This is a genomic window from Mycoplana ramosa (assembly GCF_041930185.1).
GTDB lineage: Bacteria > Pseudomonadota > Alphaproteobacteria > Rhizobiales > Rhizobiaceae > Mycoplana > Mycoplana ramosa.
Genome location: NZ_JBHEEW010000001.1, coordinates 397,670 through 422,282, shown reverse-complemented (window position 1 = coordinate 422,282; position 24,613 = coordinate 397,670). Strand labels below are relative to the sequence as shown.

Annotated in this window: 27 protein-coding genes; 12 read left to right on the top strand and 15 right to left on the bottom strand. The window is 64.2% G+C overall.

Features of this window, described 5'->3' with window-relative positions; genetic code table 11:
* Positions 1-29: 29 nt before the first annotated feature.
* Positions 30-683: a TetR/AcrR family transcriptional regulator gene (locus tag JNC62_RS01950; RefSeq protein WP_374835421.1), complete on the bottom strand. Its 654-nt coding sequence runs from the start codon at positions 681-683 to the stop codon at positions 30-32.
* Between the two features lie 322 nt (positions 684-1,005).
* Here JNC62_RS01950 and JNC62_RS01945 point away from each other — a divergent pair, with 322 nt between their 5' ends.
* From JNC62_RS01945 to JNC62_RS01935, 3 genes are all read left to right on the top strand, one after another.
* Complete coding sequence (locus JNC62_RS01945) at positions 1,006-1,962, top strand: homocysteine S-methyltransferase family protein (protein WP_374835419.1); 957 nt, start codon at positions 1,006-1,008, stop codon at positions 1,960-1,962.
* A gap of 13 nt (positions 1,963-1,975) precedes the next feature.
* A complete protein-coding gene (locus JNC62_RS01940) occupies positions 1,976-2,176 on the top strand; it encodes a hypothetical protein (protein WP_374835417.1) in 201 nt (66 codons plus the stop codon).
* 167 nt (positions 2,177-2,343) lie between these two features.
* Positions 2,344-3,819 carry a protein adenylyltransferase SelO gene (locus JNC62_RS01935; protein WP_374835665.1) on the top strand — a complete coding sequence of 492 codons (1,476 nt, stop codon included), beginning with the start codon at positions 2,344-2,346 and terminating at the stop codon, positions 3,817-3,819.
* A gap of 163 nt (positions 3,820-3,982) precedes the next feature.
* Here JNC62_RS01935 and JNC62_RS01930 read toward each other — a convergent pair whose 3' ends face one another.
* Positions 3,983-6,535 (bottom strand): arylsulfatase, encoded by a 2,553-nt coding sequence (locus JNC62_RS01930; RefSeq protein WP_374835415.1) that lies wholly within the window; start codon positions 6,533-6,535, stop codon positions 3,983-3,985.
* Between the two features lie 421 nt (positions 6,536-6,956).
* Between JNC62_RS01930 and JNC62_RS01925 the strand changes: the two genes are divergently transcribed.
* Together JNC62_RS01925 and JNC62_RS01920 are read left to right on the top strand one after the other, a co-directional pair.
* Positions 6,957-7,454: a GNAT family N-acetyltransferase gene (locus JNC62_RS01925; protein WP_374835414.1), complete on the top strand. Its 498-nt coding sequence runs from the start codon at positions 6,957-6,959 to the stop codon at positions 7,452-7,454.
* A gap of 132 nt (positions 7,455-7,586) precedes the next feature.
* On the top strand, positions 7,587-8,156 hold the full coding sequence (locus tag JNC62_RS01920) for a type 1 glutamine amidotransferase family protein (protein ID WP_374835412.1): 570 nt from the start codon (positions 7,587-7,589) through the stop codon (positions 8,154-8,156).
* A gap of 82 nt (positions 8,157-8,238) precedes the next feature.
* Here JNC62_RS01920 and JNC62_RS01915 read toward each other — a convergent pair whose 3' ends face one another.
* Together JNC62_RS01915 and JNC62_RS01910 are read right to left on the bottom strand one after the other, a co-directional pair.
* Positions 8,239-9,156: a c-type cytochrome gene (locus JNC62_RS01915; RefSeq protein WP_374835663.1), complete on the bottom strand. Its 918-nt coding sequence runs from the start codon at positions 9,154-9,156 to the stop codon at positions 8,239-8,241.
* A 172-nt stretch (positions 9,157-9,328) separates the two neighbouring features.
* Positions 9,329-9,775 (bottom strand): c-type cytochrome, encoded by a 447-nt coding sequence (locus JNC62_RS01910; protein ID WP_374835410.1) that lies wholly within the window; start codon positions 9,773-9,775, stop codon positions 9,329-9,331.
* 203 nt (positions 9,776-9,978) lie between these two features.
* Here JNC62_RS01910 and JNC62_RS01905 point away from each other — a divergent pair, with 203 nt between their 5' ends.
* A complete protein-coding gene (locus JNC62_RS01905; RefSeq protein WP_374835408.1) occupies positions 9,979-11,115 on the top strand; it encodes a phosphatase PAP2 family protein in 1,137 nt (378 codons plus the stop codon).
* A 109-nt stretch (positions 11,116-11,224) separates the two neighbouring features.
* Here the strand turns inward: JNC62_RS01905 and JNC62_RS01900 are convergent, their stop codons facing one another.
* Together JNC62_RS01900 and JNC62_RS01895 are read right to left on the bottom strand one after the other, a co-directional pair.
* On the bottom strand, positions 11,225-11,827 hold the full coding sequence (locus tag JNC62_RS01900; RefSeq protein WP_374835406.1) for a superoxide dismutase: 603 nt from the start codon (positions 11,825-11,827) through the stop codon (positions 11,225-11,227).
* A 461-nt stretch (positions 11,828-12,288) separates the two neighbouring features.
* Positions 12,289-13,173, bottom strand: coding sequence for a branched-chain amino acid aminotransferase (locus tag JNC62_RS01895; RefSeq protein WP_374835404.1), 885 nt, complete (start codon positions 13,171-13,173; stop codon positions 12,289-12,291).
* Between the two features lie 191 nt (positions 13,174-13,364).
* On the opposite strand from JNC62_RS01895, the gene JNC62_RS01890 reads away from it, so the two are divergent.
* Positions 13,365-14,405 (top strand): zinc-dependent alcohol dehydrogenase family protein, encoded by a 1,041-nt coding sequence (locus JNC62_RS01890; protein WP_374835402.1) that lies wholly within the window; start codon positions 13,365-13,367, stop codon positions 14,403-14,405.
* Positions 14,406-14,450: 45 nt separating this feature from the next.
* Here the strand turns inward: JNC62_RS01890 and JNC62_RS01885 are convergent, their stop codons facing one another.
* The 3 genes from JNC62_RS01885 to JNC62_RS01875 form a co-directional block, all read right to left on the bottom strand.
* On the bottom strand, positions 14,451-14,651 hold the full coding sequence (locus JNC62_RS01885) for a hypothetical protein (protein WP_374835400.1): 201 nt from the start codon (positions 14,649-14,651) through the stop codon (positions 14,451-14,453).
* Between the two features lie 13 nt (positions 14,652-14,664).
* Positions 14,665-14,907, bottom strand: a complete 243-nt coding sequence (rpsU, locus tag JNC62_RS01880) for a 30S ribosomal protein S21 (protein WP_374835398.1) — start codon at positions 14,905-14,907, stop codon at positions 14,665-14,667.
* 388 nt (positions 14,908-15,295) lie between these two features.
* Positions 15,296-15,505 carry a cold-shock protein gene (locus JNC62_RS01875; protein ID WP_374835396.1) on the bottom strand — a complete coding sequence of 70 codons (210 nt, stop codon included), beginning with the start codon at positions 15,503-15,505 and terminating at the stop codon, positions 15,296-15,298.
* Positions 15,506-15,826: 321 nt separating this feature from the next.
* Between JNC62_RS01875 and JNC62_RS01870 the strand changes: the two genes are divergently transcribed.
* Complete coding sequence (locus tag JNC62_RS01870; protein WP_374835394.1) at positions 15,827-16,480, top strand: haloacid dehalogenase type II; 654 nt, start codon at positions 15,827-15,829, stop codon at positions 16,478-16,480.
* A gap of 81 nt (positions 16,481-16,561) precedes the next feature.
* Here JNC62_RS01870 and JNC62_RS01865 read toward each other — a convergent pair whose 3' ends face one another.
* Entirely contained in the window at positions 16,562-18,115 is a 1,554-nt protein-coding gene (locus tag JNC62_RS01865; protein WP_374835661.1) for a helicase HerA-like C-terminal domain-containing protein, read from the bottom strand.
* A 229-nt stretch (positions 18,116-18,344) separates the two neighbouring features.
* Between JNC62_RS01865 and JNC62_RS01860 the strand changes: the two genes are divergently transcribed.
* Positions 18,345-18,728: a hypothetical protein gene (locus JNC62_RS01860; RefSeq protein WP_374835392.1), complete on the top strand. Its 384-nt coding sequence runs from the start codon at positions 18,345-18,347 to the stop codon at positions 18,726-18,728.
* Positions 18,729-18,878: 150 nt separating this feature from the next.
* On the opposite strand, the gene JNC62_RS01855 is transcribed toward JNC62_RS01860, so the two are convergent.
* Both JNC62_RS01855 and JNC62_RS01850 read right to left on the bottom strand, forming a co-directional pair.
* The gene (locus JNC62_RS01855) at positions 18,879-19,250 is read right to left on the bottom strand and encodes a DUF4260 domain-containing protein (RefSeq protein WP_374835391.1); all 372 of its coding nucleotides are present in this window, start codon (positions 19,248-19,250) and stop codon (positions 18,879-18,881) included.
* Between the two features lie 67 nt (positions 19,251-19,317).
* Positions 19,318-20,478: an MFS transporter gene (locus tag JNC62_RS01850; protein ID WP_374835389.1), complete on the bottom strand. Its 1,161-nt coding sequence runs from the start codon at positions 20,476-20,478 to the stop codon at positions 19,318-19,320.
* A 355-nt stretch (positions 20,479-20,833) separates the two neighbouring features.
* Between JNC62_RS01850 and JNC62_RS01845 the strand changes: the two genes are divergently transcribed.
* The 3 genes from JNC62_RS01845 to JNC62_RS01835 all read left to right on the top strand — a co-directional run bounded on the left by JNC62_RS01845 (position 20,834) and on the right by JNC62_RS01835 (position 22,811).
* Positions 20,834-21,565, top strand: a complete 732-nt coding sequence (locus tag JNC62_RS01845; protein WP_374835387.1) for a pentapeptide repeat-containing protein — start codon at positions 20,834-20,836, stop codon at positions 21,563-21,565.
* Positions 21,566-21,697: 132 nt separating this feature from the next.
* Positions 21,698-21,985: a DUF4242 domain-containing protein gene (locus JNC62_RS01840; protein ID WP_374835385.1), complete on the top strand. Its 288-nt coding sequence runs from the start codon at positions 21,698-21,700 to the stop codon at positions 21,983-21,985.
* A 151-nt stretch (positions 21,986-22,136) separates the two neighbouring features.
* Positions 22,137-22,811, top strand: coding sequence for a YoaK family protein (locus tag JNC62_RS01835; RefSeq protein WP_374835383.1), 675 nt, complete (start codon positions 22,137-22,139; stop codon positions 22,809-22,811).
* Between the two features lie 62 nt (positions 22,812-22,873).
* Here the strand turns inward: JNC62_RS01835 and JNC62_RS01830 are convergent, their stop codons facing one another.
* The 3 genes from JNC62_RS01830 to JNC62_RS01820 form a co-directional block, all read right to left on the bottom strand.
* Positions 22,874-23,632 (bottom strand): RES family NAD+ phosphorylase, encoded by a 759-nt coding sequence (locus tag JNC62_RS01830; protein ID WP_374835382.1) that lies wholly within the window; start codon positions 23,630-23,632, stop codon positions 22,874-22,876.
* Entirely contained in the window at positions 23,592-23,978 is a 387-nt protein-coding gene (locus JNC62_RS01825) for an antitoxin Xre/MbcA/ParS toxin-binding domain-containing protein (RefSeq protein WP_374835380.1), read from the bottom strand. Before JNC62_RS01825 ends, JNC62_RS01830 begins: the two co-directional genes overlap by 41 nt.
* 107 nt (positions 23,979-24,085) lie before the next feature.
* Positions 24,086-24,508 carry an organic hydroperoxide resistance protein gene (locus JNC62_RS01820; RefSeq protein WP_374835379.1) on the bottom strand — a complete coding sequence of 141 codons (423 nt, stop codon included), beginning with the start codon at positions 24,506-24,508 and terminating at the stop codon, positions 24,086-24,088.
* Positions 24,509-24,613 lie beyond the last annotated feature (105 nt).

The window sequence follows — 24,613 nt, the reverse complement described above, 5'->3', positions numbered from 1 at the left end:
ATCTGGCGGCCACTCTCCGGAGGCGCACATCAGATGTCGAACTGCGAAGCGCTGCCGTCCATTCGCCTTTCACGCCCGCCCCTGAACAGCAGCTTCACGAAGGTTCGCAGCAGCAGCAGTTGCGCCGGCAGGCTCTTCGGCTCCTTCAGCGCCTTCGACATGACGATACCGCCTTCCAGGACGGTCGAGATCATGTCGGCGAGCTGATCGAGATCGACCGGCTCGCGCGGCTCGTAGAGCTCGACGATCTCCTCGAAATAGCGGCGAAAGCGCCGCCGCCACATCAGCGCGGCCTCGCGGTTGATATGCTGGATGTCGCGGTTGAAGGAGCGCTCGTAGACGCACATGCTGGCGACCAGGCAGCCGGGATGACCGTTGGGCAGGTCGGCGAGTAGTTCCGACAGCAGTTTCAGGCCGAGCAGCAGGGCCTGCAGCGGATCATCCATCAGCTCGCGGGCGCGGCCGAAGATCTCGTCATAGATCTTCGTATCGTTTTCGACGTAGCGCTCCAGAAGGGCCTTCGCCAGCTCGTTCTTGTCGTGGAAATGATAGAAGAAACCGCTTTTCGTGATGCCGGTCTCGGCGATCAGTTCCTCGATCGAGGTCGCGCCGAACCCCTTGGACAGCACGGCCGCTTCCGCCACGTCGAGGATCCTCGCACGCGTCTCCTCACCCTTGCGCATCGTTGCCTCCAGTACCAGCGGTACGGTTTTTCCTCTTCACGCCGGCCCAGCAGCGTAAACATTGGCGTGAATGCGACCCATAAGCAATTGATCTCTTGCTAATATAGCATTTTCTCTGGTGCGCTGGACCACAAGTCGCCTAGTTTTACAGGCGGAAAACAGGCAAAAATTCGCGCGCGTTTCGGAATGTGTGGGTTTGGGCCCGGACGAAGCACCGAAAGCGACAGAACAAAAATCATGACATGGGTCTCGTTGGCGCCGTTCGGAAGAACGGGCGACTCTGCATTTTTCCGAAGCGAGAATGGAACGAGTGGAGACAGTTATGGCAAGATACAGACATGGCCTGCCGCTGACGAAAGGCGGACGTTTCCTCACCGATGGCGGCATGGAGACGACGCTGATCTTTCATGAAGGACTTGACCTGCCGCATTTCGCCTCGTTCGTGCTGCTGGCGACGCCGGAAGGTCGGCGGAAGCTCAAGGAATACTACGTCCGCTACCTCGACATCGCCCGCAGCGCCGGCACCGGCTTCGTGCTCGACACGGCGACCTGGCGTGCCAACCCGGACTGGGCGGCAAAGCTCGGCTACGACGCCGATGCGCTGCGGGCCGTCAACGAGGAAGCCGTAGGGCTCCTGGTCCAGTTGCGTGGCGCGTATGAGCGCCCGGGCGCACCGATCATCATCAACGGCGCCATCGGCCCGCGTGGCGACGGCTACAAGGCCGGCACCATGGATGCCGAGGAAGCTGAGGCCTACCATCGGCCGCAGGTCGAAGCCTTCGCCGCCACCGACGCCGACATGATCAGCGCGGTGACGCTGACCAACATCGACGAAGCGATCGGCGTTGCGCGGGCGGCCCGGACGGCCGCAATCCCCTGCGCGATCGCATTCACCGTCGAGACGGACGGCAGGATCATCACCGGCAGGACACTGCAGGAGGCGATCGAGGCGGTGGATGCGGCGACCGGTGCCTATCCTCTGTTCTATATGGTCAACTGTGCGCATCCCACCCATTTCGAGGACGCCCTCGATGAGAACAGCACCTGGATCAAGCGCCTTGGCGGCATCCGTGCCAATGCCTCGACGAAAAGCCACCAGGAGCTCGACGAGAGCGAGACGCTGGATGCAGGCGACCCGATCGATTTCGGCTGTCGCTACCAGGACCTCGTCCGCCGCATGCCGCAGTTGCGTGTCCTCGGCGGCTGCTGCGGAACGGATCATCGACACATAGGCGCTATCTGCGCGGCGTGCATGCCACAGCCGGCGATGAGCGCGTGAGGAGAAGAAACTGATGACGACGACAGACCATCGACCCCGCGGGTTATTGGGACGCCTGTTCGGCGGATGGCTCGAGCGAGCGAACTACGATTGGGGCTGCGGCCCGATCGACCTGCCGGAAACCGACGTGTTCAAGGAGCACCTCGTTTGCGAGGGCGACCTGCCAAGTCTGCCGCGCAGACCGGCACGCCGCCGCCCAACCGGCGCCCACTAGCCCGCTCATGACCTCAGGGCGGCCCGGCATGGACGGGCCGCCCTTCCCAGCCTCCGCACTTTTGCTCGCGCCGCGCGTTCCTATCTAATAGGGTGACAAAACCGCACCTACCAACGCCTGCGAGCCCCTCCATGACCGAAGCCGCGCCCAATCTCACTAAGCAGGACCTGGCGCCCATCGCCTTCGACAACAGCTATGCGCGACTGCCGGCGAAGTTCTTCACCCGCACCGACCCCACGCCGGTTGCCGCCCCCCGGCTCGTCAAGTTCAACCGGCCGCTGGCGCTCGAAATGGGCCTTGACGCCGATGCGCTGGAGCGCGACGGCGCGGCGATCTTCTCCGGCAACCGGCTGCTTGCCGGCTCCGAGCCCATCGCCATCGCCTATGCCGGCCACCAGTTCGGGCAGTTCGTGCCGCAACTGGGCGACGGGCGGGCGATCCTGCTCGGCGAGGTGGTGCGGCCGGACGGCGCCCGCCGCGACATCCAGCTCAAGGGCTCGGGCCAGACCCCGTGGTCGCGGCGCGGCGACGGGCGCGCCGCGCTCGGACCGGTGCTGCGCGAATACATCGTCAGCGAGGCGATGCATGCGCTCGGCATTCCGACGACCCGGGCGCTTGCCGCGGTGACCACCGGCCAGCCGGTCTATCGGGAGACGATCCTGCCCGGGGCGATCTTTGCCCGCGTCGCCGCGAGCCACATCCGCGTCGGCACCTTCCAGTACTTTGCCGCGCGCGGCGACACCGAGAGCATCCGCCTGCTCGCCGACCATGTGATCGACCGCCACTATCCCGAGCTTGCCGGCACGGACGGCCGCTATCTGAAGCTGGTCGATGCGGTGGCGGAGCGGCAGGCCGGGCTGATCGCCCGCTGGCTCGGCGTCGGCTTCATCCACGGCGTGATGAACACCGACAACATGGCGGTCTCCGGCGAAACGATCGACTTCGGTCCCTGCGCCTTCATGGGCACCTACGACCCGCGCACCGTCTTCTCCTCGATCGACCAGATGGGCCGCTACGCCTACGGCAACCAGCCGATGATCGGCCAGTGGAACATCGCCCGCCTCGCCGAGACGCTGCTGCCGCTGATCCACGAGACGCCCGGCGAGGCGGTGGACCTGGCAAACGACGCGGTGACGCGCTTCATGGAGCGCTTCCAGGTGCAATGGAAGGCGGTGATCCGCGCCAAGCTCGGGCTCGGCGAAGACGAGGAGGACGAGGACACCGACCTGATCCGCGGCTTCCTGGCGCTGATGCACGCACAGAAGGCGGACTTCACGCTCTCCTTCCGCAGGCTTTCGGCTGCCGCAGCCGACGGGGCCGCCGACTCGGACTTCGCCGCATTGCTCGCCGACCCGCAGGCCGCCGCGCCCTGGCTTTCGCACTGGCGGCAGCGGCTTTCGCGCAACGGCCGTCCGGCCGAGGCCCGTGCCGCGGCCATGCGCGCCGTCAACCCGGCCTTCATTCCCCGCAACCACAAGGTCGAGGAGGCGCTGAAGGCGGCGAGCGAGGATGGCGACCTGTCGCTGTTCGAGGCCATCTGCGACGTGCTGGCCCGCCCCTACCAGGACCAGCCGGCCTTCGCCGCTTATGCCGAACCGCCGAAGCCGGGCGAAGAGGTTTTGCAGACCTTCTGCGGGACGTGAAGCCGAGGTCGCCACGTGCGGCCCCCTCATCCGCGCGGGACGCCACGCGGCAACCGCCTTGCGCCGCCATAAGCGATCGCCAGTCGGAGTTGCCAAACATGAGGCCGCTCCAAAGGGAACGGCCTCCACTGCTCAGAGCGCCTCGCCCTGGTTCAAGGCTGGCCTATTGCGGCCCAGGCTGCATGTGGTGGATCGGATTGCCGTCGACAGCGATGGCTTCCGTGTTCTGGAGGTTCTTGATGTCCTGCTGTGAAAGCGTCGGCCGGTTCACCTTCAGGGTCAACTTGATGAGCTTGGCGGTCAGAGCGAACGGAGGCTGATAGTCCGCGTCATTGACGCCCGTCAGCGTATCGGAGCCGATGTCGAAGCTCTCGTCCCACTGCAGGATCATCGGCAGCGTGCGCTGCATCTCTTCCGTCGCCACGGTGTTTCCGTCCACTTTCAGGGTGCCGGTGCCCGGCCTCCCCAGCCCGCTCATGTTGTTGAACGCCAGGGTCCCGACACCCAGCCCGTCATACTTGAAATCGAATTCGATAGTGTGCCGCCCGGGCGTGAGCGCGTCGGCCCCCTCCCATTTCACGCGTTTCAGATCGACGAGGTTCCAGAGAAATACCGGCTTGCCTTTCAGCAGATAAAGGCCGTAACCGCCAAAGCGCCCGCCCGAGGTGAGGATCATCCCCTCCGCGCCACCTTCGGGAACATCGATGTCAGCCGTGATCGTGTACGAGCTGTTGAGGATGAAGGGGGAATCTCCCTGCGGCAGGCCGACCATCGGCATCGTGTAGGTGAACTCGGTTCGCCCGGCCGTTATGTTCGGGCGCGGCGCCACGATGCGCGCGGCCACCGACGCATCCATCGGGAAGGCCTGGTACTTCCTGGCTTCGGCAATGAACGCCTCCTTCAACTGCTTGACCTTGTCAGGGTGCTTGTCTGCGACGTTCTGCGACTGGCTGAAATCGGTGTTGAGGTCGTAGAGCTCCAGCACCTGGTTGTTCAGCGGGTCGGGGTTGGCCGCACCAAAGGCCTCCCACGGCGCGCGGTTGACCTTCGTGCTGAGCAGCCATCCGTCATCATACAGGGCCCATTGGCCCATCATCTCGAAATACTGGATCTTGTGCTGCGACGGTGCCTTGGCGTTGTTGGCATCGAAGGTATAGGCGAAACTCGTGCCCTCCATTGGCGACTGCTTGATCCCGTCCACCATGTCGGGTGCCGGAATCCCCGTCACTTCGAGGATGGTCGGCACGACATCGATGAAATGGGTGAACTGCTGGCGCAGCCCGCCCTTGTCGGTGATGCGGGCCGGCCAGGAGACGACCATGTTCTGGCCGATGCCGCCGAGCCGCGAGGCGTTCTGCTTGAACCAGGTAAACGGCGTATCGAAGGCCCAGGACCAGCCGGCAGACATGTGGTTGTAGGTCTGCTCGGTTCCCCAAACGTCATACCACTTCATCTGCACGTCGGTCGGCATCTTGTTGATGCCGTTGAAGAACGCCACCTCGTTGGGAGTGCCCAGCGGACCGCCCTCGGCACTCGTCCCGTTGTCGCCATTGATATAGATGATCAGCGTGTTGTCGAGCTTGCCCATATCCTCGATCGCCTGCACGACACGGCCGATCTCGTGGTCGTTGTAGGCGGCGTAGGCAGCGAAGACGTCGGCCTGCCGGATGAAGAGCTTCTTGTCCTCAGCGGGCACATCGTCCCAATTGGGCAGGATCTCGGTCGGCCAAGGCTCCAGCTGGGTGCTTTCGGGAATGACCCCGAGCCTCTTCTGGTTCTCGAAGATTTTTTCACGAAGTTTGTTCCAGCCGTCGTCGAACAGGTGCATCGCGCTGATCTTGTCCACCCATTCCTTGGTCGGATGGTGCGGCGCATGCGTCGCTCCCGGCGCGTACTTCACGAAGAACGGCTTGTCCGGCAGCGTCTGGTTCAGGCGGTTCAGATAGTCGATGGCGTCATCGGCCATTCCGGTGACCAGGTTCCAGCCCGGCTTGCCCTCGAACGGATAGATCTGCGTGGTGTTGCGGAACAGGTTCGGCTGCCACTGGTTGGCGTCACCGCCGACGAAGCCGTAGAAGTACTCGAAGCCCATGCCGATCGGCCACGGGTCGAACGGCCCGACCGAACTCGCTGCAAAGGCCGGCGTGTTGTGGTCCTTGCCGAACCAGGAGGTCGCATAGCCATTGTCGCGCAGGATCCGGCCGATGGTCGCCTTGTCCTTGGAGATGATGCTGTTGTAGCCGGGAAATCCTGTCGACTGCTCGGAAATCACCCCGAAGCCGACCGAGTGATGATTCCGCCCGGTAATGAGTGCTGCCCGCGATGGCGAACACAGGGCCGTGGAATGGATGTTGTTGTAGCGAAGCCCGTCATTGGCGATGCGATCCATGGTTGGCGTCGGGATAACGCCGCCAAAGGTGCTGGGCACGCCGAATCCGGCATCGTCAGTGATGATGAGGAGGATATTGGGAGCGCTCTTCGGCGGGACGATCCGTGGTGCCCACCACGGCTTTGAACTCAGGGCGTCGTCCTTGATCTCGCCACCGAATTGAGGATCGGGGGCTGGCAGTTGCCTGCCATCGATCGTCGTCGTGGCGTCCGGTGCGCCTGGCGTGCCGGTTGTCTGGATTTCGGCGGCCCTTGCCGGGCCAGCCAACGAAACCAGGCTGGCCAGTCCCAATGCACATGCGACATGTCCGAGCAGTCTGTAGCGCATGGTTGATCTCCCCCACGGAAGACGTCGTCTCGACGACGCTTCGACAGCATGATGTGGCGCCCATGTATTTCAGCACATACTAACCCAAGATCAGATTGTCGAAGCCTCACTTTATGTGACGCGATCTTGGGCTGAGGACCACAACCGCCGCGGCGCCGGAACCGGCTAAGCCGCGCGAAGCGGAAACCGATCGCCGAAGCAGCAGCAGCCCCTCAAATTCGTCCAAGGCGCCGCTTTTCACGTTGACATCGAGGCGGAATCGGAGAATATCGCCGCCATGATCACGCACGCACCCATCGCCGCGACGTATTTTTGGCTGTTCCGATAAGGAGCGGCTGTTCGATCATATTCAACAAGCCGCCATCAGGCGGCTTTGTTGTTTTCAGGCACCTGGTGGCAAAAGAACCGAAGGAGCCTCGAAATGACTGCCGTCCTGAAGCTTGAAACCGCACCGCTCGAACGTCCGCCGGTGCTGAACATCCGGTCCGCCCGCCCCGGCGACCTGCAGCAGATCCTCGACATGGTGGCCCTGCACGCCGAGTGCCACGGCGATTGCGCACGGTTGACCGCAAGCGATCTCGACCGCGACCTGTTCGGGCCGTCGCCATGGATCAGCGCGCTGGTGGCGGAAGCCGGCGGGCGGCTGATCGGCTACGCCATCCTCGTGCCGCTGTACCGTGCCGTGGAGGGCCGGCGCGGTATGGAGCTTCACCAGATCTTCGTCCGAAAGGACCATCGCGGCACCGGCATCGGGCGGCACCTGGTTGCCCGCGCCCGCGAACAGGCCCGGGCGGCCGGATGCAGCTACCTGTCGGTCAGCGCCGCCACCGGAAACTTTCAGGCGCACCGCTTCTATGAGGAATTGAACTTCAGGGCGGGTCCCGTCACCGGCATGCGCTACATCCAGGCACTGGCCTGACCAGGGCTCGTGATCGGGCCGCGCGCGGCTCCCGCACGACCCTCATCGCCCGCCGTCGGTTTCGCGTTTCGCGCTGGACTGCCCCCTATCCGATGCCCGGAAACAACCGCAGCGACGACGAAGGAGAGGATCATGACGAAACGCATTGCGATCGGTCTCACCGAAGGCTTCGCAGACTGGGAATGTGCTCTGCTGATGGCATCAGCGCGCAGCTATTTCGGCTTCGAGGTCGTCACCGCCTCGCCCGGCGGCAACGCGGTGACCTCGATGGGCGGACTGACGGTGACCCCCGCGGCGGCGCTCGAGACGGTCGCCCCGACCGACCACGACGCGCTGGTGCTCTGCGGTGGCTCGATCTGGGAGACGGACGCCGCCCCCGATACGGCCGGCCAGATCCGCGCATTCCACGAGGCGGGGCGCGTGGTCGGCGCCATCTGCGGCGCGACGCTGGCGCTGGCGCGTGCCGGTGTGCTCGACCACAGCGGCCACACCAGCAACGATGCCGCGTTCCTGAGGACGGCGCCGGACTATCGCGGACAGGCGCTCTATCGTGACCAACCGCAGGCGGTCCGAGACGGCAACATCGTCACGGCGCCTGGAACCGCTCCCGTGACCTTTGCGGCCGAGATCTACCGGGCGCTCGGCTTCCACAGTCCGGACCTCGAGCATTACGTCAAGCTCTACGGCCGCGAGCACGGTTGACGATTGCTTGCGCAAGATGGCTGCGCACCGAGCCAGCGCGGCGGCACGCGGGCCGGCCGCAAGAGGCTGACCAGAGGCCGCGTCAAAGGGGAGGAATCGCCTTCAGATAGGCCGCGATCGCCTCGCGGTCTTCCGCCGGCAGCCGGGCCATGTTCTTTTGCACCGACACCATCGAGCCGCCGACCGAATCGAAAGTCGGCGTGAAGCCGGTCTCCAGATAGTAGACGATGTCGCTCTCGCTCCACCCGCCCAGGCCCTTCTCACCCGGCGTGATGTTCGGCACCCGCCCCGGCCCGCCTTCCGGGTTCGGGGCGCCGGCGAGCCAGGCATCGGTCTTCATTCCGCCCAGACTGTCGCGCGGCGTGTGGCATTCGCCGCAATGCCCCGGCCCCTCCACGAGGTACTGCCCGCGCTCGACCTTGGCATCCGCCTTGGCCAGCGTCACCCGCGGCTTGTCGTCGAGATACAGGAACTTCCAGCCACCGAGCAGGACACGCTGATTGAAGGGAAACGGAAGATCGTGCGCCGGCGTGGTCGCGCTGCTGGCCGGCAGGGTTTTCAGGTAGCCGAAGAGATCGTTGATATCGCGCGGCGTCATGCGCGCATAGGATGCGTAGGGAAAGGACGGGTAGAGGTGCTCGCCTGCCTTTCCGACCCCGCGCAGCATCGCATCCCCGAACTCCGCCAGCGTCCAGCCGCCGATTCCGGCGGTTTCATCGGGGGAAATGTTCGGCGGATGGAACGTTCCGAACGGGCTCTTGATCGGTGCGCCGCCGGCAAGCACCAGCCGGTTCTCGTCCGTCGCTCCCGGCGCGGCGTGACAGCTGGAGCAGCCGCCTTCCCAAAACACCCGTTCGCCGTTTTCCAGGTTCGGCTCGCCCAGCCCCGCCCAGGTGCTCTGCGGGATCCGCGCCGGCGCGGTAATCGACAGATACGACCCCACTCCAGCCACCGCAACAACCAGAGCGGCCACCGCCAACGCGCGAAATCTCATGGCAATCGTCCCCGGGGCATGACGCCCACCCCTAACCTGTTCGACAGAGCCCTCCGGTGCCATGGGCACGGACCAGGCCGTCCGCCAGCACCTCGGCCATCGTCGCACGGAGGCGCCGAAACGCAAACTCTCCCGAAGAGGCAATCCCCGGGAGAGTCTGATGTACTGCCCGTCTGGGCTACTTTTTCAGCCGGTAGGTCTCATGACAGCTCGCGCAGTTCTTGCCGATCGGTCCGAGCGCCGCGGCGACACCCGCCTGGTCACCGGGCAACGAGGCAAGGACTGTTTCCGCTTCCTTGCCCAACTGCGCCGTCTTGGCCTTGAAATCGTCCATGCTTTCCCAGATCTTCGGGCTCGCTTCCGTCTCCGCGCCCGTTTCGGTACCGGCGGGGAACTGGTCGGCAAAGGTCTTGGAAACGTCGCTCATCGTCGCCAGCGAGGCTTTGACGATCTCCGCGTCGTAAGGCTTCTCGCCCTTGGCGATTCCGGCAAGCGCCCCCATCGCCCCGCCGACCTTCTTCATCATCTGCTGGCGGGCAACCTGCGGCTCCTCGGCCGCGACCACCGCGCTGGCGCCGAGGGCGGCGAGAACAGCGGCCGCAACCGCAATTGTCTTAAGCTTCATCGATCACTCCTGATTTGCCATGACGATGGCATGTTGCGAATTGCGGCCGCAAGATTGCACGACGCGGCCGGAAGAAAAGTAACGTTTTTTTGATGGACACAGCGAATGGTCAGTGTACGCGTCAATCTTCATGACTGAGTTCACCGATTCTTGACACACCTGCAGTATGACGATCGCAGCAGTCACAACCATTGGCGTTTGAGTTGACAACTGTAGCCGGATATCTGCGCCAAAGCGCTGATCAGACGATCAAGTCGATAAGCCGGATGCTGCCCTTTCACGGTTTCGTCGCGATCTACACCGTTATCGTGCTGGCGTTCAACTGGTCGCTCGACCCGCTGAAAACGACTGCCCATCCGCAGTATTTCAGCAACTTTGGACGGCTTTATCTTGTTGTACTGCCCTTCATAACGGTCGTCTGGCTAACCATCGTTGTGTTGGTAAGGACCAACGATTGGACGACCCGGCGCAGCACGCTCGCGACACGTCTCGCCCCTGATGTCGTAGGACGCTTTCTTTCCGCCATGATCACGCTGGCCGCCCTCATCGTATTCATGGGCTCCTTCACGACATTCAAGACCCTGATGCCGGATCTGATGGGCGGATTTCCGTACGACCGCACGCATGCGGAGATGGACGCGCTCCTGCATCTCGGCCGCGATCCAGGCCTGGTCCTCATCCGGATCATGGATTGGCCGATATTGCGCGCGGCCATCGAATGGAATTACTCGATCCTGTGGTCGATGGCCGGTTTTCTGCCGATCTACTTCATCGCCACGTCAGTCCGCGCCGACAAGCTGAGACTGCGCTACTTCCTAACCTGGGCCTTGACGTGGGTTGTCATAGGCAACGTCCTTGCCTGCCTTTTCCTGTCCGCCGGGCCGGCATTTTATGGGGAGGTGACGGGGGACCGGGACCGTTTCGCGGCGTTGCTCGCCGCAATCAGCGACACGACGGGCGATAGTACGGTCGCCGCATTCCAGGCCTATCTCTGGAACAACTATCTTGCCGGCACGGCCAGCCTCGGTACCGGCATATCGGCCTTCCCAAGCATGCATGTGGGCCTCGCCATGATGCAGGCGTTGTTCCTGCGGGAATACAGCCGGCTGGCCGGGCATGCGGGCTTTGTATATGTCGCCATCATCGTCATCAGTTCGGTCTGTCTCGGGTGGCATTATGCCATCGACGGCTACGTCTCGATCGTTGTGGCGCTCGCCGTTTATGCAGGGATCAAGCGCCTGCTGACGCCGAGGCCGCGAACAGCCTCCCTCACCCCGGGCCCGATCGCCGCCCAGCGTGACGACGCCAGGCGAACCGCACACGCTGCGTCATCGCCTTGACGTGCCGCTCAAGGTCATGGCCCCCCTGATCACGTGGCGAAGATCGTCAGACGGCAAAGCCCCGGGCTTGCGCCCGGGGCTCCATCGAAACCAGGACAGTCGACCGATCTTACTTGGTCGCCGCCTCGTACATCTCCAGCACGTAATCCCAGTTGATCAGGCTGTCGACGAAAGCCTCAAGGTACTTCGGGCGGGCGTTGCGGTAGTCGATGTAATAGGAGTGCTCCCAGACGTCGACGCCGAGGATCGGCGCGGCGCCGTGGACGAGCGGGTTCTCGCCGTTCGGGGTCTTGGAGATGACGAGCTTGCCGTCCTTGACCGACAGCCAGGCCCAGCCGGAGCCGAACTGGGTCGTGCCAGCGGCGATGAAGTCGGTGCGGAACTTGTCATAGCCGCCGAGATCGCTGTCGATCGCCTTCTGCAGCACGCCCGGCAGGCTCTTGCCGCCGCCGCCCTTCTTCATCCACTTCCAGAAATGGATGTGGTTGTAGTGCTGGCCGGCATTGTTGAACAGGCCCTGGTTGGTGCCGTAGGACTTCTTGACGATCTCTTCGAGCGTCAGGTTGGCAAGACCGGCTTCCTCGGCGAGCTTGTTGCCGTTGTCGACATAGGCCTTGTGGTGCTTGTCGTGGTGGTACTCCAGCGTCTCGCGCGACATGAACGGGACAAGCGCGTCATAGTCGTAGGGCAGCGGCGGAAGTTCGAAGGCCATGGCGTATCTCCTCTAAATCACGGAATTTTTTTCAATGAAATCCGTGGAATGGAACATAGGGGGCTGACCTGTCGCAGACAACCGGTGGCAGGTCAAAATTTGCGCTTTGCCAGCAATTTCGTGTGGGGGTGGAGGTGGAGGCCCACCTGGGCGCGCATGGCGCGTGGTGATCCGTCCTTGCGCGTCGCGACGTGCCGCATCCGTCATCGCGGCCTTGAGCCGGGATGACGAGTGCAAGCTCAGCACCTCGGGGTCGAACGCGCCCAGTCGGAGCAGCGCTCGCACGTCCAATTTATCCCGTCATGCCGGACCCGATCCGGCATCCAGCCACCGCGCGTCGGCGCGTAAGTATCACATCCGTTACAAGCGAAAGAGTCTTTCGCGCGCACGGACCTGCGCGCGCTGGATCCCGGCTCAAGGCCGGGATGAAGGGGAGTCGGGCCGGGATGACGGGTGGAAGGTCAGCCCCTCGGGGTCGAGCGCGCCCAGTCGAAATAGAGCTCGCGTGCCTTCGCCGTCACCGGGCCCGGCTGCAGGTTGCGGTCGTCGAGGCGGTTGACGGGTACGACCTTGGAGTAGTTGCCGGTCGTGAAGATCTCGTCGGCCGCCTGGAAGTCGGCAACCGACAGCGTCGCTTCCCGAACCTCGAAGCCGGCCTGGCGCAACAGCGTCATGGTGCGGAAGCGGGTGATGCCGGCGAGGAAGGTGTGGTTGGCGGCGGGCGTGAAGACGACGCCGTCCTTGACCATGAAGACGTTGGACGAGCCGGTCTCGGCGACGTTGCCCAGCATGTCGCGCACAAGCGCATTCTGGAAACCGCGCTTGTTCGCCTCGGCGAGGATGCGGGCGTTGTTCGGATAGAGGCAGCCGGCCTTGGCATCCGTCGGCATGCATTCGTTGGTCGGGCGGCGGTAGGGCGAAACGGTCAGCGAGTTGCCGCCGTGCTCGTTGCCCAGTGGCGCCTCGAACAGGCAGAGGGCAAAGCGGGTCGATTCCGGATCGGCGGCCACGACGCTGAACGACGAGCCGTGTTCGGCCCAGTACATCGGCTTGATGTAGATCGCCGTCTTGCCGTCGAACTTCTTGACGCCCTCCCAGGCAAGACCTTCAATCTCCTCGGCGCGCATCGTCGCCTTCATGCCGAGGTTTTCGGCCGAGCGGTTGACGCGCTGGCAGTGCAGGTCGAGGTCGGGGGCGATGCCGTCGAACCAGCGCGCGCCGTCGAACACCGTGGAGGCCAGCCACATCGCATGCGAGGTCGGTCCGATCAGGGGTGGATTGCCGGCAATCCATTCGCCGTCGACATAGGTCCAGGTCGGGGTGCGCGGGGATGTATCGACTGCCATGTTCAGGTCTCCTTCTGGCCGATCAGGGCCGACCCGCGATGCGGGTCGAGCTGGACATGGCCTGACTCAATTGGCGGACGCTGTCCACTCACGATCTTGAATGGATGCATCAGCCATTGTCATGGACGCGCCGGTGGACGGGGGATGGCCGCCTGGCATAGATGGCTTAACGCGAACAAGAGGGGTGATCCATGAGAGCGATGTACTACGAAGCCTTCGGCGCCGCACCGGAGATCCGCACTCTGCCCGAACCGACCCCGACCGCCAATGGCGTGGTGGTCAAGGTCGAGGCGACCGGGCTTTGCCGCAGCGACTGGCACGGCTGGATGGGCCACGACCCCGACATCCGGCTGCCGCACGTGCCCGGCCACGAGCTGGCCGGCACGGTGCTGGCAGCGGGCAAGGCGGTGACGCGCTTCAAGGCCGGCGACCGGGTGACGGTGCCCTTCGTGTCCGGCTGCGGCCATTGCCACGAATGCCGCTCGGGCAACCAGCAGGTGTGCGAGGAACAGTTCCAGCCGGGCTTCACCCACTGGGGCTCGTTTGCCGAATATGTCGCCCTCGATCATGCCGACCAGAATCTCGTGCACCTGCCCGAAAGCGTCAGCTTCGCCACCGCCGCAAGCCTCGGCTGCCGGTTCGCCACCTCGTTCCGCGCCGTCTGCGACCAGGCGAAGGTCAAGGGCGGCGAATGGGTGGCGGTGCACGGCTGCGGCGGCGTCGGACTGTCGGCGATCATGATCGCGGCAGCGCTCGGCGCCAACCCGATCGCGATCGACATTTCCGAAGAGAAGCTCGCCTTCGCCCGGAAGATGGGGGCGGTCGCGGCGATCAACGCGCGCGCGGTGGCCGACGTGGCGGAAGCGGTGCGCGAGATCACCGGTGGCGGCGCGCATGCCTCGATCGACGCGCTCGGCTCGCCGGCCACCTGCTTCAACTCGATCAAAAACCTGCGCCGCCGCGGCCGTCACGTGCAGGTCGGGCTGATGCTCGGCGAGCAGGCCACGCCGCAGATCCCGATGGCGCAGGTGATCGGCCACGAACTGGAGATCTACGGCAGCCACGGCATGCAGGCCTGGCGCTACGACGCGATGCTGTCGATGATGGCGGCCGGCAGGCTGCAGCCGGACAGGGTGATCGGGCGTGAGATCGGCCTCGAGGAGGCCGTGCCGGCGCTGATGGCGATGGACACGGCGACCGACCTCGGCATCAGCGTGATCACGCGGTTCTAGCCGAGCACGATCATCGGGCCGGTTGTCCCGAACCGCTTGCCCGCTCTACACCCGCTTCTTGGAGCCGGGCGGGCTCGCGGGCTTGGCCGGTTGGGCGAGGCGAAGCGCGCGAAGCCTTTCGGTCTTCTTTTCGCGCGCGGCGGCTTCGGCGGCAACGATGCTCTGGGCGACCGAGTGTGTCTGTGCGCCCTTGCCATGTGCCGACGGCTTGGCCGGCTTGAAGAACTGCTCTTTGGTTGCTGCCATGCTCTCCTCCATATCAGCGAGGTCTCGCTGCTACCTTCCGTTTGGGGGCCGGCAACAAACCTTCGCGCTGCGCCTTCTTGCGCGCGAGCTTGCGGGAGCGCCGAATCCCCTCCGCCTTTTCACGCGCACGCTTCTCGGACGGCTTTTCATAGGCGGTGCGCGCACGCATTTCCCGGAACAGACCTTCTCGCTGCATTCTCTTCTTCAAGACGCGAATGGCCTGTTCGATGTTGTTGTCCCTGACGATAACCTGCACAAATATCTCCTTTCGCAGCAGCAACTGGCTGGTGACGGATCCCGACCACCTCCGGATTGATCCAGCTATCCGAAGCGGATTTCATCCCGGCGAATGCTTCGTTCGAATTCGCGTTGTAAAATCACGCTCTCTATCGGCGTAGCGTATCGCGGTCTCTGGGCGTTCCGAGCGGGTAGGACACAATCCGTCCGTAGCGGTTCCGGCTCGTCTTTCGGCTCGTCCGGGCGGCAGGACGCTTCCACGCAGCCGCACCGTCAACGCGTCGAAGTTTCAGCCATGAGAACTCCCATGGCCATGGGTCAAAAAGGCCGGGCGTGAACCCGACCTCTCTCCTGTCATTCATCTCGGCTGCCAGTACATCCGTGGTCAGCGCGAGCGAACGACAAATTCACGCCGCCTGAAGGTTGTCAGCGGAACTTTTGCCCGACTTCCGGTCCTGCACGATGTCATAGCGGACCTTCTGGCCATCATTGAGCGAACGCATACCTGCGCGCTCGACGGCGGAGATATGAACGAACACATCCGTGCTGCCGTCATCGGGCTGAATGAAGCCGAAACCCTTGGTTGCATTGAACCACTTTACGGTTCCCGTGTTCATACGATTTCCTTTCGTTGCAATCGTTGTGGATTCCCGCGTTACGTTGCGGGGGTGGATCGATTTTTGAGAGGAAATCCATCGGGAGCGTATTCGCTCTGGAACGACGTCACAAGCAATGGTCGATAACGAAACTATAGGGCTCAATTTCTATTTTGGCAATGGAGCGCGTGTTTTTCCGGGTCGCCTTGCCTGAAAGAGCCGGCAGGGACCTCCCTGCGCCCCGGACTTGCCCCTCGACCCCGTCATATTGTGCATTGCACCCAATATTGACATGATCGAGCGCTAATGATCTGGAATGAAAGCGTTTTTGGAGGAGTTGGCGTGTCTCACGCAGCCTATGTGTTCGATGCCTATGGCACGCTGTTCGACGTGCATGCGGCGGTGCGTCGCCATGCGGGCGACGTTGGGCCGGAATACCAGCGTTTTTCCGAGATGTGGCGGGCCAAGCAGCTCGAATATTCCTGGACCCGCGCGCTGATGGGCGCCTACCGGGATTTCTGGCAACTGACGGAAGAGGCCCTGGATTACACCTTCCGGCGCCTGCCGGGCGTCGATCCGACGCTGAGGCCGAAGCTGCTCGAGGCCTACTGGAAGCTCGATTGCTATCCGGAAGTGCCCGCCGTGCTGCGCAGCCTGAAGGCCCGCGGGGCGCGCATCGCGATCCTCTCCAACGGCTCGCCGGCGATGCTGAAATCGGCTGTTGCCAATGCGGCGCTCGACACCGTCATCGACGACGTCTTCTCGGTTGATGCGCTAAGGACGTACAAGACGGCGCCTGCCGTCTACGACATCGTGACGACGAGCTACCGGCTTTATCCGAATGCCGTGTCGTTCCAGTCGTCGAACCGCTGGGACGTGGCCGGTGCGACGAAATTCGGCTTCCGCACGGTCTGGATCAACCGCACCGACATGCCCGACGAATATGCCGACCTCGGCCCGTCGCTGATCCTGCCGACGCTGGAAGCCCTGGAGTAATCACGCGCAGCCCGCCAAGGCCGCCATTGCCCGAGCCAACACGAACCGTTATCGGCTGCACGAACCGTGACATTCGCGGCGCTACCGCCTCAGGCTTCCCAAAATCCCGCGGACGATGGCGCGGCCAAGCGAGTTGGCGACGCTGCGGGCGGCGGATTTCATCGCCGCTTCCACCACCGTCTCCCGCTGATAGCCCGACCGGCCCCGCGGCTTTGCCGTGCCCGAAGGCGTCGTCGGCTCGTCGTCGCCAAAACCCGGCAGCGTCCATCGACTGCCGCCGTTCTGTTGCGGTTGCGGCGCGTCCTGTTCGGCCTGTTGCTGCGCCTCGATCTTCTTCGCCCGCGCTGCCAGGATTTCGTAGGCCGATTCCCGGTCGAAGTCCTCGTCGTAGAGGCCGGTGACCGGGCTGACCTTCATCACGTTGGCGCGCTCGGCATCGGTTAGCGGACCGACGCGGGAGGCAGGCGGGCGGATCAGCGTGCGCTCCACCATCGACGGCGCACCCTTGCCCTCCAGCGTCGACACCAGCGCCTCGCCGGTGCCGAGCTGGGTGATGACGGTGGCGCAGTCGAAATCCGGGTTGGGGCGGAAGGTGTCGGCGGCGGTCTTCACCGCCTTCTGCTCGCGCGGCGAATAGGCGCGCAGTGCGTGCTGCACGCGGTTGCCGAGCTGGGCGAGCACGGTCTCGGGCACGTCGAGCGGGTTCTGCGTGACGAAATAGACGCCGACGCCCTTCGAGCGGATCAGGCGCACGACCTGTTCGACGCGCTCGATCAGCACCTTCGGCGCGTCGGTGAAGAGCAGGTGCGCCTCGTCGAAGAAGAAGACGAGGCGCGGCTTCTCCGGATCGCCCACTTCCGGCAGTTCCTCGAACAGCTCGGAGAGCAGCCAGAGCAGGAAGGTGCCGTAGAGCCGCGGGTTCATCATCAGCTTGTCGGCGGCCAGCACAGAGATCGCGCCGCGACCGTCATTGGTGGTGCGCATGATGTCGGAGATCTTCAGCGCCGGCTCGCCGAAGAAGTGCTGCGCACCCTGTTGCTCCAGGATCAGCAGTTCGCGCTGGATCGAGCCGACGGAGGCCTTGGAGATGAAGCCGAACTGGTTGGAAAGCTCGGTGGCGTTCTCGCCCATATATTTCAAAAGCGCCTGCAGGTCCTTCAGGTCGAGCAGCGGCAGCCCGCCCTGGTCGGCGATCTTGAAGGCGATGTTGAGCACCCCTTCCTGCGCGTCGGACGCATTCATCAGCCGCGACAGGAGCAGCGGCCCCATCTCGGTCATGGTCGTGCGGACCCGATGCCCCTTCTCGCCATAGAGGTCCCAGAAGATCACCGGAAACTCCTGGAAATCGTAGGGCTGAAGCCCGATCTCCTCGGCGCGCTTGAGGAGAAAATCCTTGGGCTCGCCGATCGCGCCGATGCCGGAAAGGTCGCCCTTCACGTCGGCGCAGAAGACGGGCACGCCAGCGTTGGAAAAGCCTTCGGCGAGGATCTGCAGGGTGATGGTCTTGCCGGTGCCGGTGGCTCCGGTCACCAGGCCGTGCCGGTTGCCGAACTTCAGTTCGAGATATTCCGGCTTGTTGATGGAGTTGTCCGGCTTGCGGCTGGTGCCGACGTAGAGCTTGCCGTCCTGAAGCATCGATTCGCTCACTGAAGTCTCTCCTTGTCTGCACGGCGCGGGCAAGCCGCACAGAAGCCGCCTGCCAATCGTCATTTGAATCGTCTGTGGAACTTTATAAGGTGGTTGCGGAACTTCAACACCTGTCATGCGAGCCAGGGGCCAGACGACGATACCCGCCGCTGAAGCTGGTTGAGCGTTTCATCTTTACCGTTGACGTTAACGTCAAACATGAATCGGAGAATTTTCCATGAACGATCTCGTCAACCGCGTTGCCGAAAATGTCGGCATCGAGCCCGCGACCGCCGAAAAGGCCATCGGCATGATGCTGGGCTTCCTGCAGCGCGAAGCCGCCGAGGGCCCGGTGGCGCAGATGATCGAGGCCATTCCCGGCGCCTCCGAGCTGGTCGCAAAATACAATGGCGAAGGCTCGGGCGGCCTGCTGGGCGGGCTGATGAACGCCATGGGCGGCGGGGTGATGGCGCTCGGCCAGCAGCTGATGAGCCAGGGCCTCGGCATGGGCGAGATCACCGGCCTTGCCAAGGAAACGCTCGCCATTGCGCGCGAGTATGCGGGCAACGATGTGGTCGACGAGGTCGTCGGATCCGTGCCGGGTCTCAGCCAGTTCGTCTGAGAACTTCCCCGCTGCGTTCAGGGGCGGGCCTGTGGTCCGTCCCACCGAATTCCCTGCGATCCGTCAAGGCGGCACCAGGCATCCACGCGCTCGGGTCTTCGGGCGCGTGACGTGGATGGAACCAAAGATCGCGGCACGCCCTACCAAGCCCTACGAGGGCTTCCCGATCCGGCCAAGGTGCGTGAAGACAAAGCCTTCCGGCGATTTCAGGCCATAGCCGAGCATGCGGTCGAAACCGGAATGCGCCAGCCAGAGAGTGCCGAGCACGGCAAGAAGCGGCACCGGCATCATCAAGCCGATCGCCAGCAAGGCTGCCCCAAAGGCATAGATGTGGACGGCGTTATAGCAGAACGCCCCTACCCTCGGCCCGAGCAGATAGCCGAAGAAGCTCAGATCCGGCGCGAAGAAGATCAGAACGGCGCCCCACCACGGCACCGTGTCGTTCATCTGCCAGAGGAATGCGAGGCTGACCGCAAGGATGATGCCCCCCTCGACGCGCTGCCACAAGACGGCTCGAACCATGATCAACTCCTGATTGCTGCATTTGCTGTACTGGATGGAGGGATTGGAGGCGGGCGCGGTTCAGCAGCTACCGTCGCCTGCCCAGCAGGAACGCAAACGCGAAGACGGCGAGCGCCGCACCGACAGACAGCGGCGCGGCATCCGGCCCGCCGATTTCCATGATGAGGCCGGTGAGGCTCGAACCGGCACCGCTGCCAACCGCGTAGATCAGTGCATAGGCGGCGCTGCCGGCAAGGAGCATGCCGCCGCGGAAGTTCTCGCCGAGCATGGTGAGCGCGCAGGTGTAGAGCGAAAAGCTGGCCGTTCCCATCATCGCAAAGGCGCAAAGGATCAGCGCGGGCGTATCGAGGAAGGGGATGGCGAGATAGCTTGAGGCGGCGACGAAGGCGGTGCCGACGGCGACCGAATGGCGTGGCAGCCGGTCCAGCGCATAGCCGATGAGCGGTTGCGCGAGCGCGGTCGGCAGTGCCAGCACCGTGACGCTGATCGCCGCAAACGCCTCGGAATGGCCGGTGCGGACGAAGTAGACCGGCATGGCCGAGATCGCGGCGATGTCAGCGAAACCAAAGGCAAAGACCATCGCAATCAGCATCGGCGCATGGCGGAAGAAGCGGAAGAGATCGCGGGTCGAGGACGGTTCGGGCACCGTTCGGGTCGAATACATCAGCATCGCCGTGGCAAAGGCGACGAGCGCAAGATAGACCGCCGTCAACGCAAACCCGAAGCCGCCATCCGTGCCGAACAGCGGAATGGCGAGCGGACCGGCGGCAAAGCCGGCGCAGATCGAGGCCCCGTAGATGCCCGAGACGCGCCCCCGCATCCGGTCGGGGCAGGCGACGTTCAGCCACGCCTCGCTGAGCATGAAGATCAGGCTGGCGCAGAAGCCCAGCAGGAAGCGGGCGAGGAACCAGACGAACATCGAGGAGAAGGTGGCGAAGGTGGCGAGGCAGAGCGAGCAGCCGATCAGACCGGCGATGATCAGTTGGTTGGCGCGGAAGCGCTGCGTCAGGCGGGCCAGCATCAGCGTCGCCGCGCCCAGCCCCATGGCGAAGCCGACGGCATTGACGCCGATCATCGTCGACGAGACGCCGCGCGCCTCCAGCACCAGCGAGATCAGCGGATAGGTGACGCCCTGTGCCACGGAAAAGGCGGTGACGCCCAGGACCACGGCGACGATCGCCGGCCAGTCGGGCATGGCATGGGCCTTAACGGCCTGTTCGGACTGCATGAGAACTCCCTGGACCACCATCGTGGCGGCGAGAAGCAATACCCGAGGACGGTTGCACAAGAAAAGCCCTCGCCGCAATGGTCGTAGAAATTTCACGTTTCGGATGCGTCCTCGTGGAGGGAAGAAGCCGGGAAGGGCGCAGGGAAATGGCTGGATCGGCCGGCTGCCGATTCGCGAAAGACTCCGCTTTAATTTTGCAACGCGCTATGGCTACAGTGGTTCTGGGCCGTCGGAAATGCATTGCCACGTCTCCCGGAAGCAGAAGCCGGAGGACAAAACAGGCGAAAAGCGGAAGCCGCGGCGATCGGATATCCACGACTGCGACGCGCTTTGGTGCGCAATCGGAGCGACTGTAATGTACGGACCGTATGGAAGCGCAACAGGAAAGGTCTTGCGGGGCGCTTTCGGCCACCGCCTGGGCATCGCCCTGGCGCTTGCGACCCTGACGCCGGCCGGGGCACGCGCCGCCGACTGCTCCGCTACGCCCCGCCCCGGCATTGATTGGAGCGAATGCACCAAGAGGGCGATCATGCTGCAAGGGGCGGATTTTCAGGGCGCCAATCTTTCGGGTGCCGATCTGATGCTCACCGACCTCAGCCGGACGAACATGAGCGCGGCCAATCTGGAGAAGGCGGCCCTGGCACGGGCGTGGTTGACCGGCGCCACCGCGGAGAAGACCAATTTCAACCGCATCGAGGGGTTTCGCACGGGGTTCGACCGGGTTTCGGCGCCAGGCGCGACCTTTGCTTCGGCGGAGTTGCAGCGCGCCAGTTTCAAGGGTGCGGTTCTCACCGGGGCGAATTTCGAGAAGGCCGAGTTGGGACGTGCCGACTTTACCGGGGCGGTCCTGACCGGCGCGCGGTTCCCCTATGCCAACCTCTCCCGCGCCGACCTGAGCAAGGCCTCGTTCGACGGCGGGCTCGATTTCTCGCACGCCTTTCTGTTCCTCACACGGATCGAGGGACTGGACCTGTCGACCTCGACGGGCCTGGAACAGGAACAGGTCGATCTCGCCTGCGGCGACGCCCAGACCAAGCTGCCTCCCGGCTTCACCGCGCCGTCGGACTGGCCTTGCCCGTTTGACTGAGCCTGTCTTCCGCCAGGGACCGGTCTTGGACCTCCATTCTCCTCGCCGCCGAAGAGGCCGGTGCGAGGCGGTTGACTCGCGGGGCGATGAGGAGCGTTGTTGTTCTTCATCGAACCGAGAGGAGGTCGTAGCATGCCTACCTTCATCATCGAACGAGAGATACCCGGTGCGGACAAGCTGACCTCAGACCAGCTGTGCAACATCTCCGCCACCTCGAACAAGGCGGTGCGGGATCTCTCCAAACCCTACAAGTGGATTACGAGCTACGTCGCCGGTGACAAATTCTACTGCGTGCACGAGGCGGAGAGTGCCGATGTCATTCGCGAGCACGCCAGGCTCGGCGGCTTTCCGGCCGACAGGGTGACGGAGGTAACGGCCATTATCGGCCCGACAACAGAGACGGGCGGCAAGATGGGCTAGGCGCCAGGCGACTGCGCGCAAGGCCGGCAGGCTGCCGGAACCCATCGTTGCGACGCAGAGGCCGCCGGCGACCAAGTAGCGGCCGACGACTTGCAACGACCCGTTGGCTCTGGTTAGTTCGGGTAAACTAAAAAACCGGACCGATTCCCGCATGACCGTCGCGCGGCGACGGCGCCTGATCCGGCGCCAACGAAGTTCTGTCGGGCTCGCGCTCGTCGCGGCCATCTCGTTTCTCGCCGGCATGACCGACGCGATCGGGCTGATGGCCGTCGGCGAGTTCGTCTCGTTCATGAGCGGCAACACCACCCGCGCCGCCGTCGCGATCGGGCAAGGCGACACTGCCAGAGCGCTCCTGCTGTTTGCAGGGCTCACTGCCTTCGTGCTTGGCAACGGGGTCGGGGTGATCATCGCCAGCCGCTTCAGATCGCAAGGGGTGCTTCTGTGCGTCACCCTGCTGCTTGCGGGATCCGCCGCCGTTCCTGATTTCCGCGAGGCCCGGTTCCTGCTCTTGATTTTCGCCATGGGAACGATCAACGCGGCCGTCGAGCAGATTGAAGGACTGCCGATCGGCCTCACCTATGTCACCGGCGGCCTGTCGCGCTTCGGCCGCGGTCTCGGGCGCTGGATTCTGGGCGGGCGCAGCAGCCAGTGGTTCGTCCAGCTCGTGCCGTGGTGCGGTATGCTGGCCGGCGCGGTTGCCGGCGCCACGCTGCAGCAATACGCCGCGAGCTCGGCCCTATGGGCGCCCTTCACCGTCGCCGCCCTCGTCACCGCCGCCTCGATTCTCATCCCCCGGCGCTGGTCTGTCCGTTTCCTGCTGCGATAAGGACGTTCTATGCGCGCTGCGGAAAAGGGCGGAGCGACCGGGGCTTGGCTACCGATCCACCTTCAACCGGGGCGTTCGAGACGCGGATCGTTGCCGAACTGGGCGCGCGAGAATTCGATCCGCACATTGGGAAAGTCGCAGATCGCCTGCACGCCGTGGGGCGAAAGCCGGATGCGCCAGGTCTGGCGCTCCAGCGGCTTCGGCTCGGCAAAGGCGTGGGCCGAAAGGAGCGCGACATTTGCGCCGCCGTCGGGATCGCGCACCGAGCGGTATCGGATCGCGTCGATCTGTGCGAGCCGGGCGGCCTCGGCGAGCGCCTGGCAGGCGGCATAGTCGGTCGGATCGCTCCAGTGCGGTTGATCCCGCACAAGCGGCGGGATCGTCAGGTCGAGGGCCGCCCTGGTGCTGACCGCCGCCGCAAACGCGGTATAGTCGGCGGCATTCGCGGGAAATGGCGTTTCAGGCGATTCTGCGTAGAACAACAGCCGGTAGAACGCCATTTCGGCGAGAGCGGTCGTCACCGCTTCGGCGGCATAGAAGACGCCCTTCGTGCGCCCGGCCCGGCGAAACCGCGAGCCATGCGGATAGATCGCCCCGTAGCGAAAGGGCGTCGCCAGCAAGTAGTCGAGGCCTTCACACTCAGGCGGCAGCACGGGCTTGCTTTCCTCGAGCAGCCCCTCGAGCAGCGTTTGTTCCTCCAGCGAATCGACGAGCTTCAGCGTCGAGACGCGATGCTGCGCCTCCACCAGCCGCCAGACCGGCCTGGCGAAGGCGCGCGCCTCAGACGAGAGCGCGTCGGGCGTCCAGATAGGCAAGGACATCGGTCAGGCCGGAAATGGAGGTGATACGCTCAACGGGACGACCGCCGAGAGCGCGATTGTCGGTGGCCATCCAGGTCTGCGCGACCGTCTCGTCGCCGCCGGTGATCGCATCGAGCGACCGAAACAGACGGACGAGAAGGACCGCGAGCTCGAACGGCTTGCTGCCGCGCTCCAACGCAAAATCCCCCCTGCGCATGCGCGACACGCTGGCCTCGGAAAGACCGAGCACGCCAGCCAGCATGCGGGCGGAAAGCCCGAGCCGCTCGGCGGCGCGCACCGCCGCCTTGGTGATCACCGCCGCTTCCCTAGCCGGAGCGGAAGCCTGCATGACCTCGCGAGCGAACATGGCAATCTCCTTTCCTTGGAAAAATATAGCATGGATGATTTCAAAGGAAAGGACGTTCGGCAAAGACGCCGCGAGCCGAAGCGGCGGCTCGCGGCCGGATCAGTCGATCAGACGACCGTCGTCTTGACGTTCAGGTTGCCGCGGGTGGCGTGGCTGTAGGGGCAGACGACATGGGCCTTTCTGGCGAGGTCCTCGACGATCGCCTTGTCGACGCCGGGAACGGAGACCTCGAGAGCCGCCTCGATGCCAAACCCGCCGCCGTCCTCGCGCGGGCCGATGCCAACGGTCGCCGTCACCTTCGCCTCGTCCGGGATCTTGACCTTCTCCTTGCCGGCGACGAACTTCAGCGCGCCGAGGTAGCAGGCGGAATAGCCGGTGGCGAAGAGTTGCTCGGGATTGGTGCCGCGGGCGCCATCGCCGCCGAGTTCCTTCGGCACGGTCAGCGTGACATCGAGCACGCCGTCTTCGGAAGCGCCATGGCCGGCACGGCCGCCGGTGGCGGATGCCCGGGTGGTGTAGAGAATCGGCATGTCAGTTCTCCTTCTTCGGATGAAAACAAATAGCGCCCAATTCGATTGTGCCGGCAGTATCTGGTGCTACCGCCGCTCTGGCAAGACGCGACCGGAAGCAAGCAC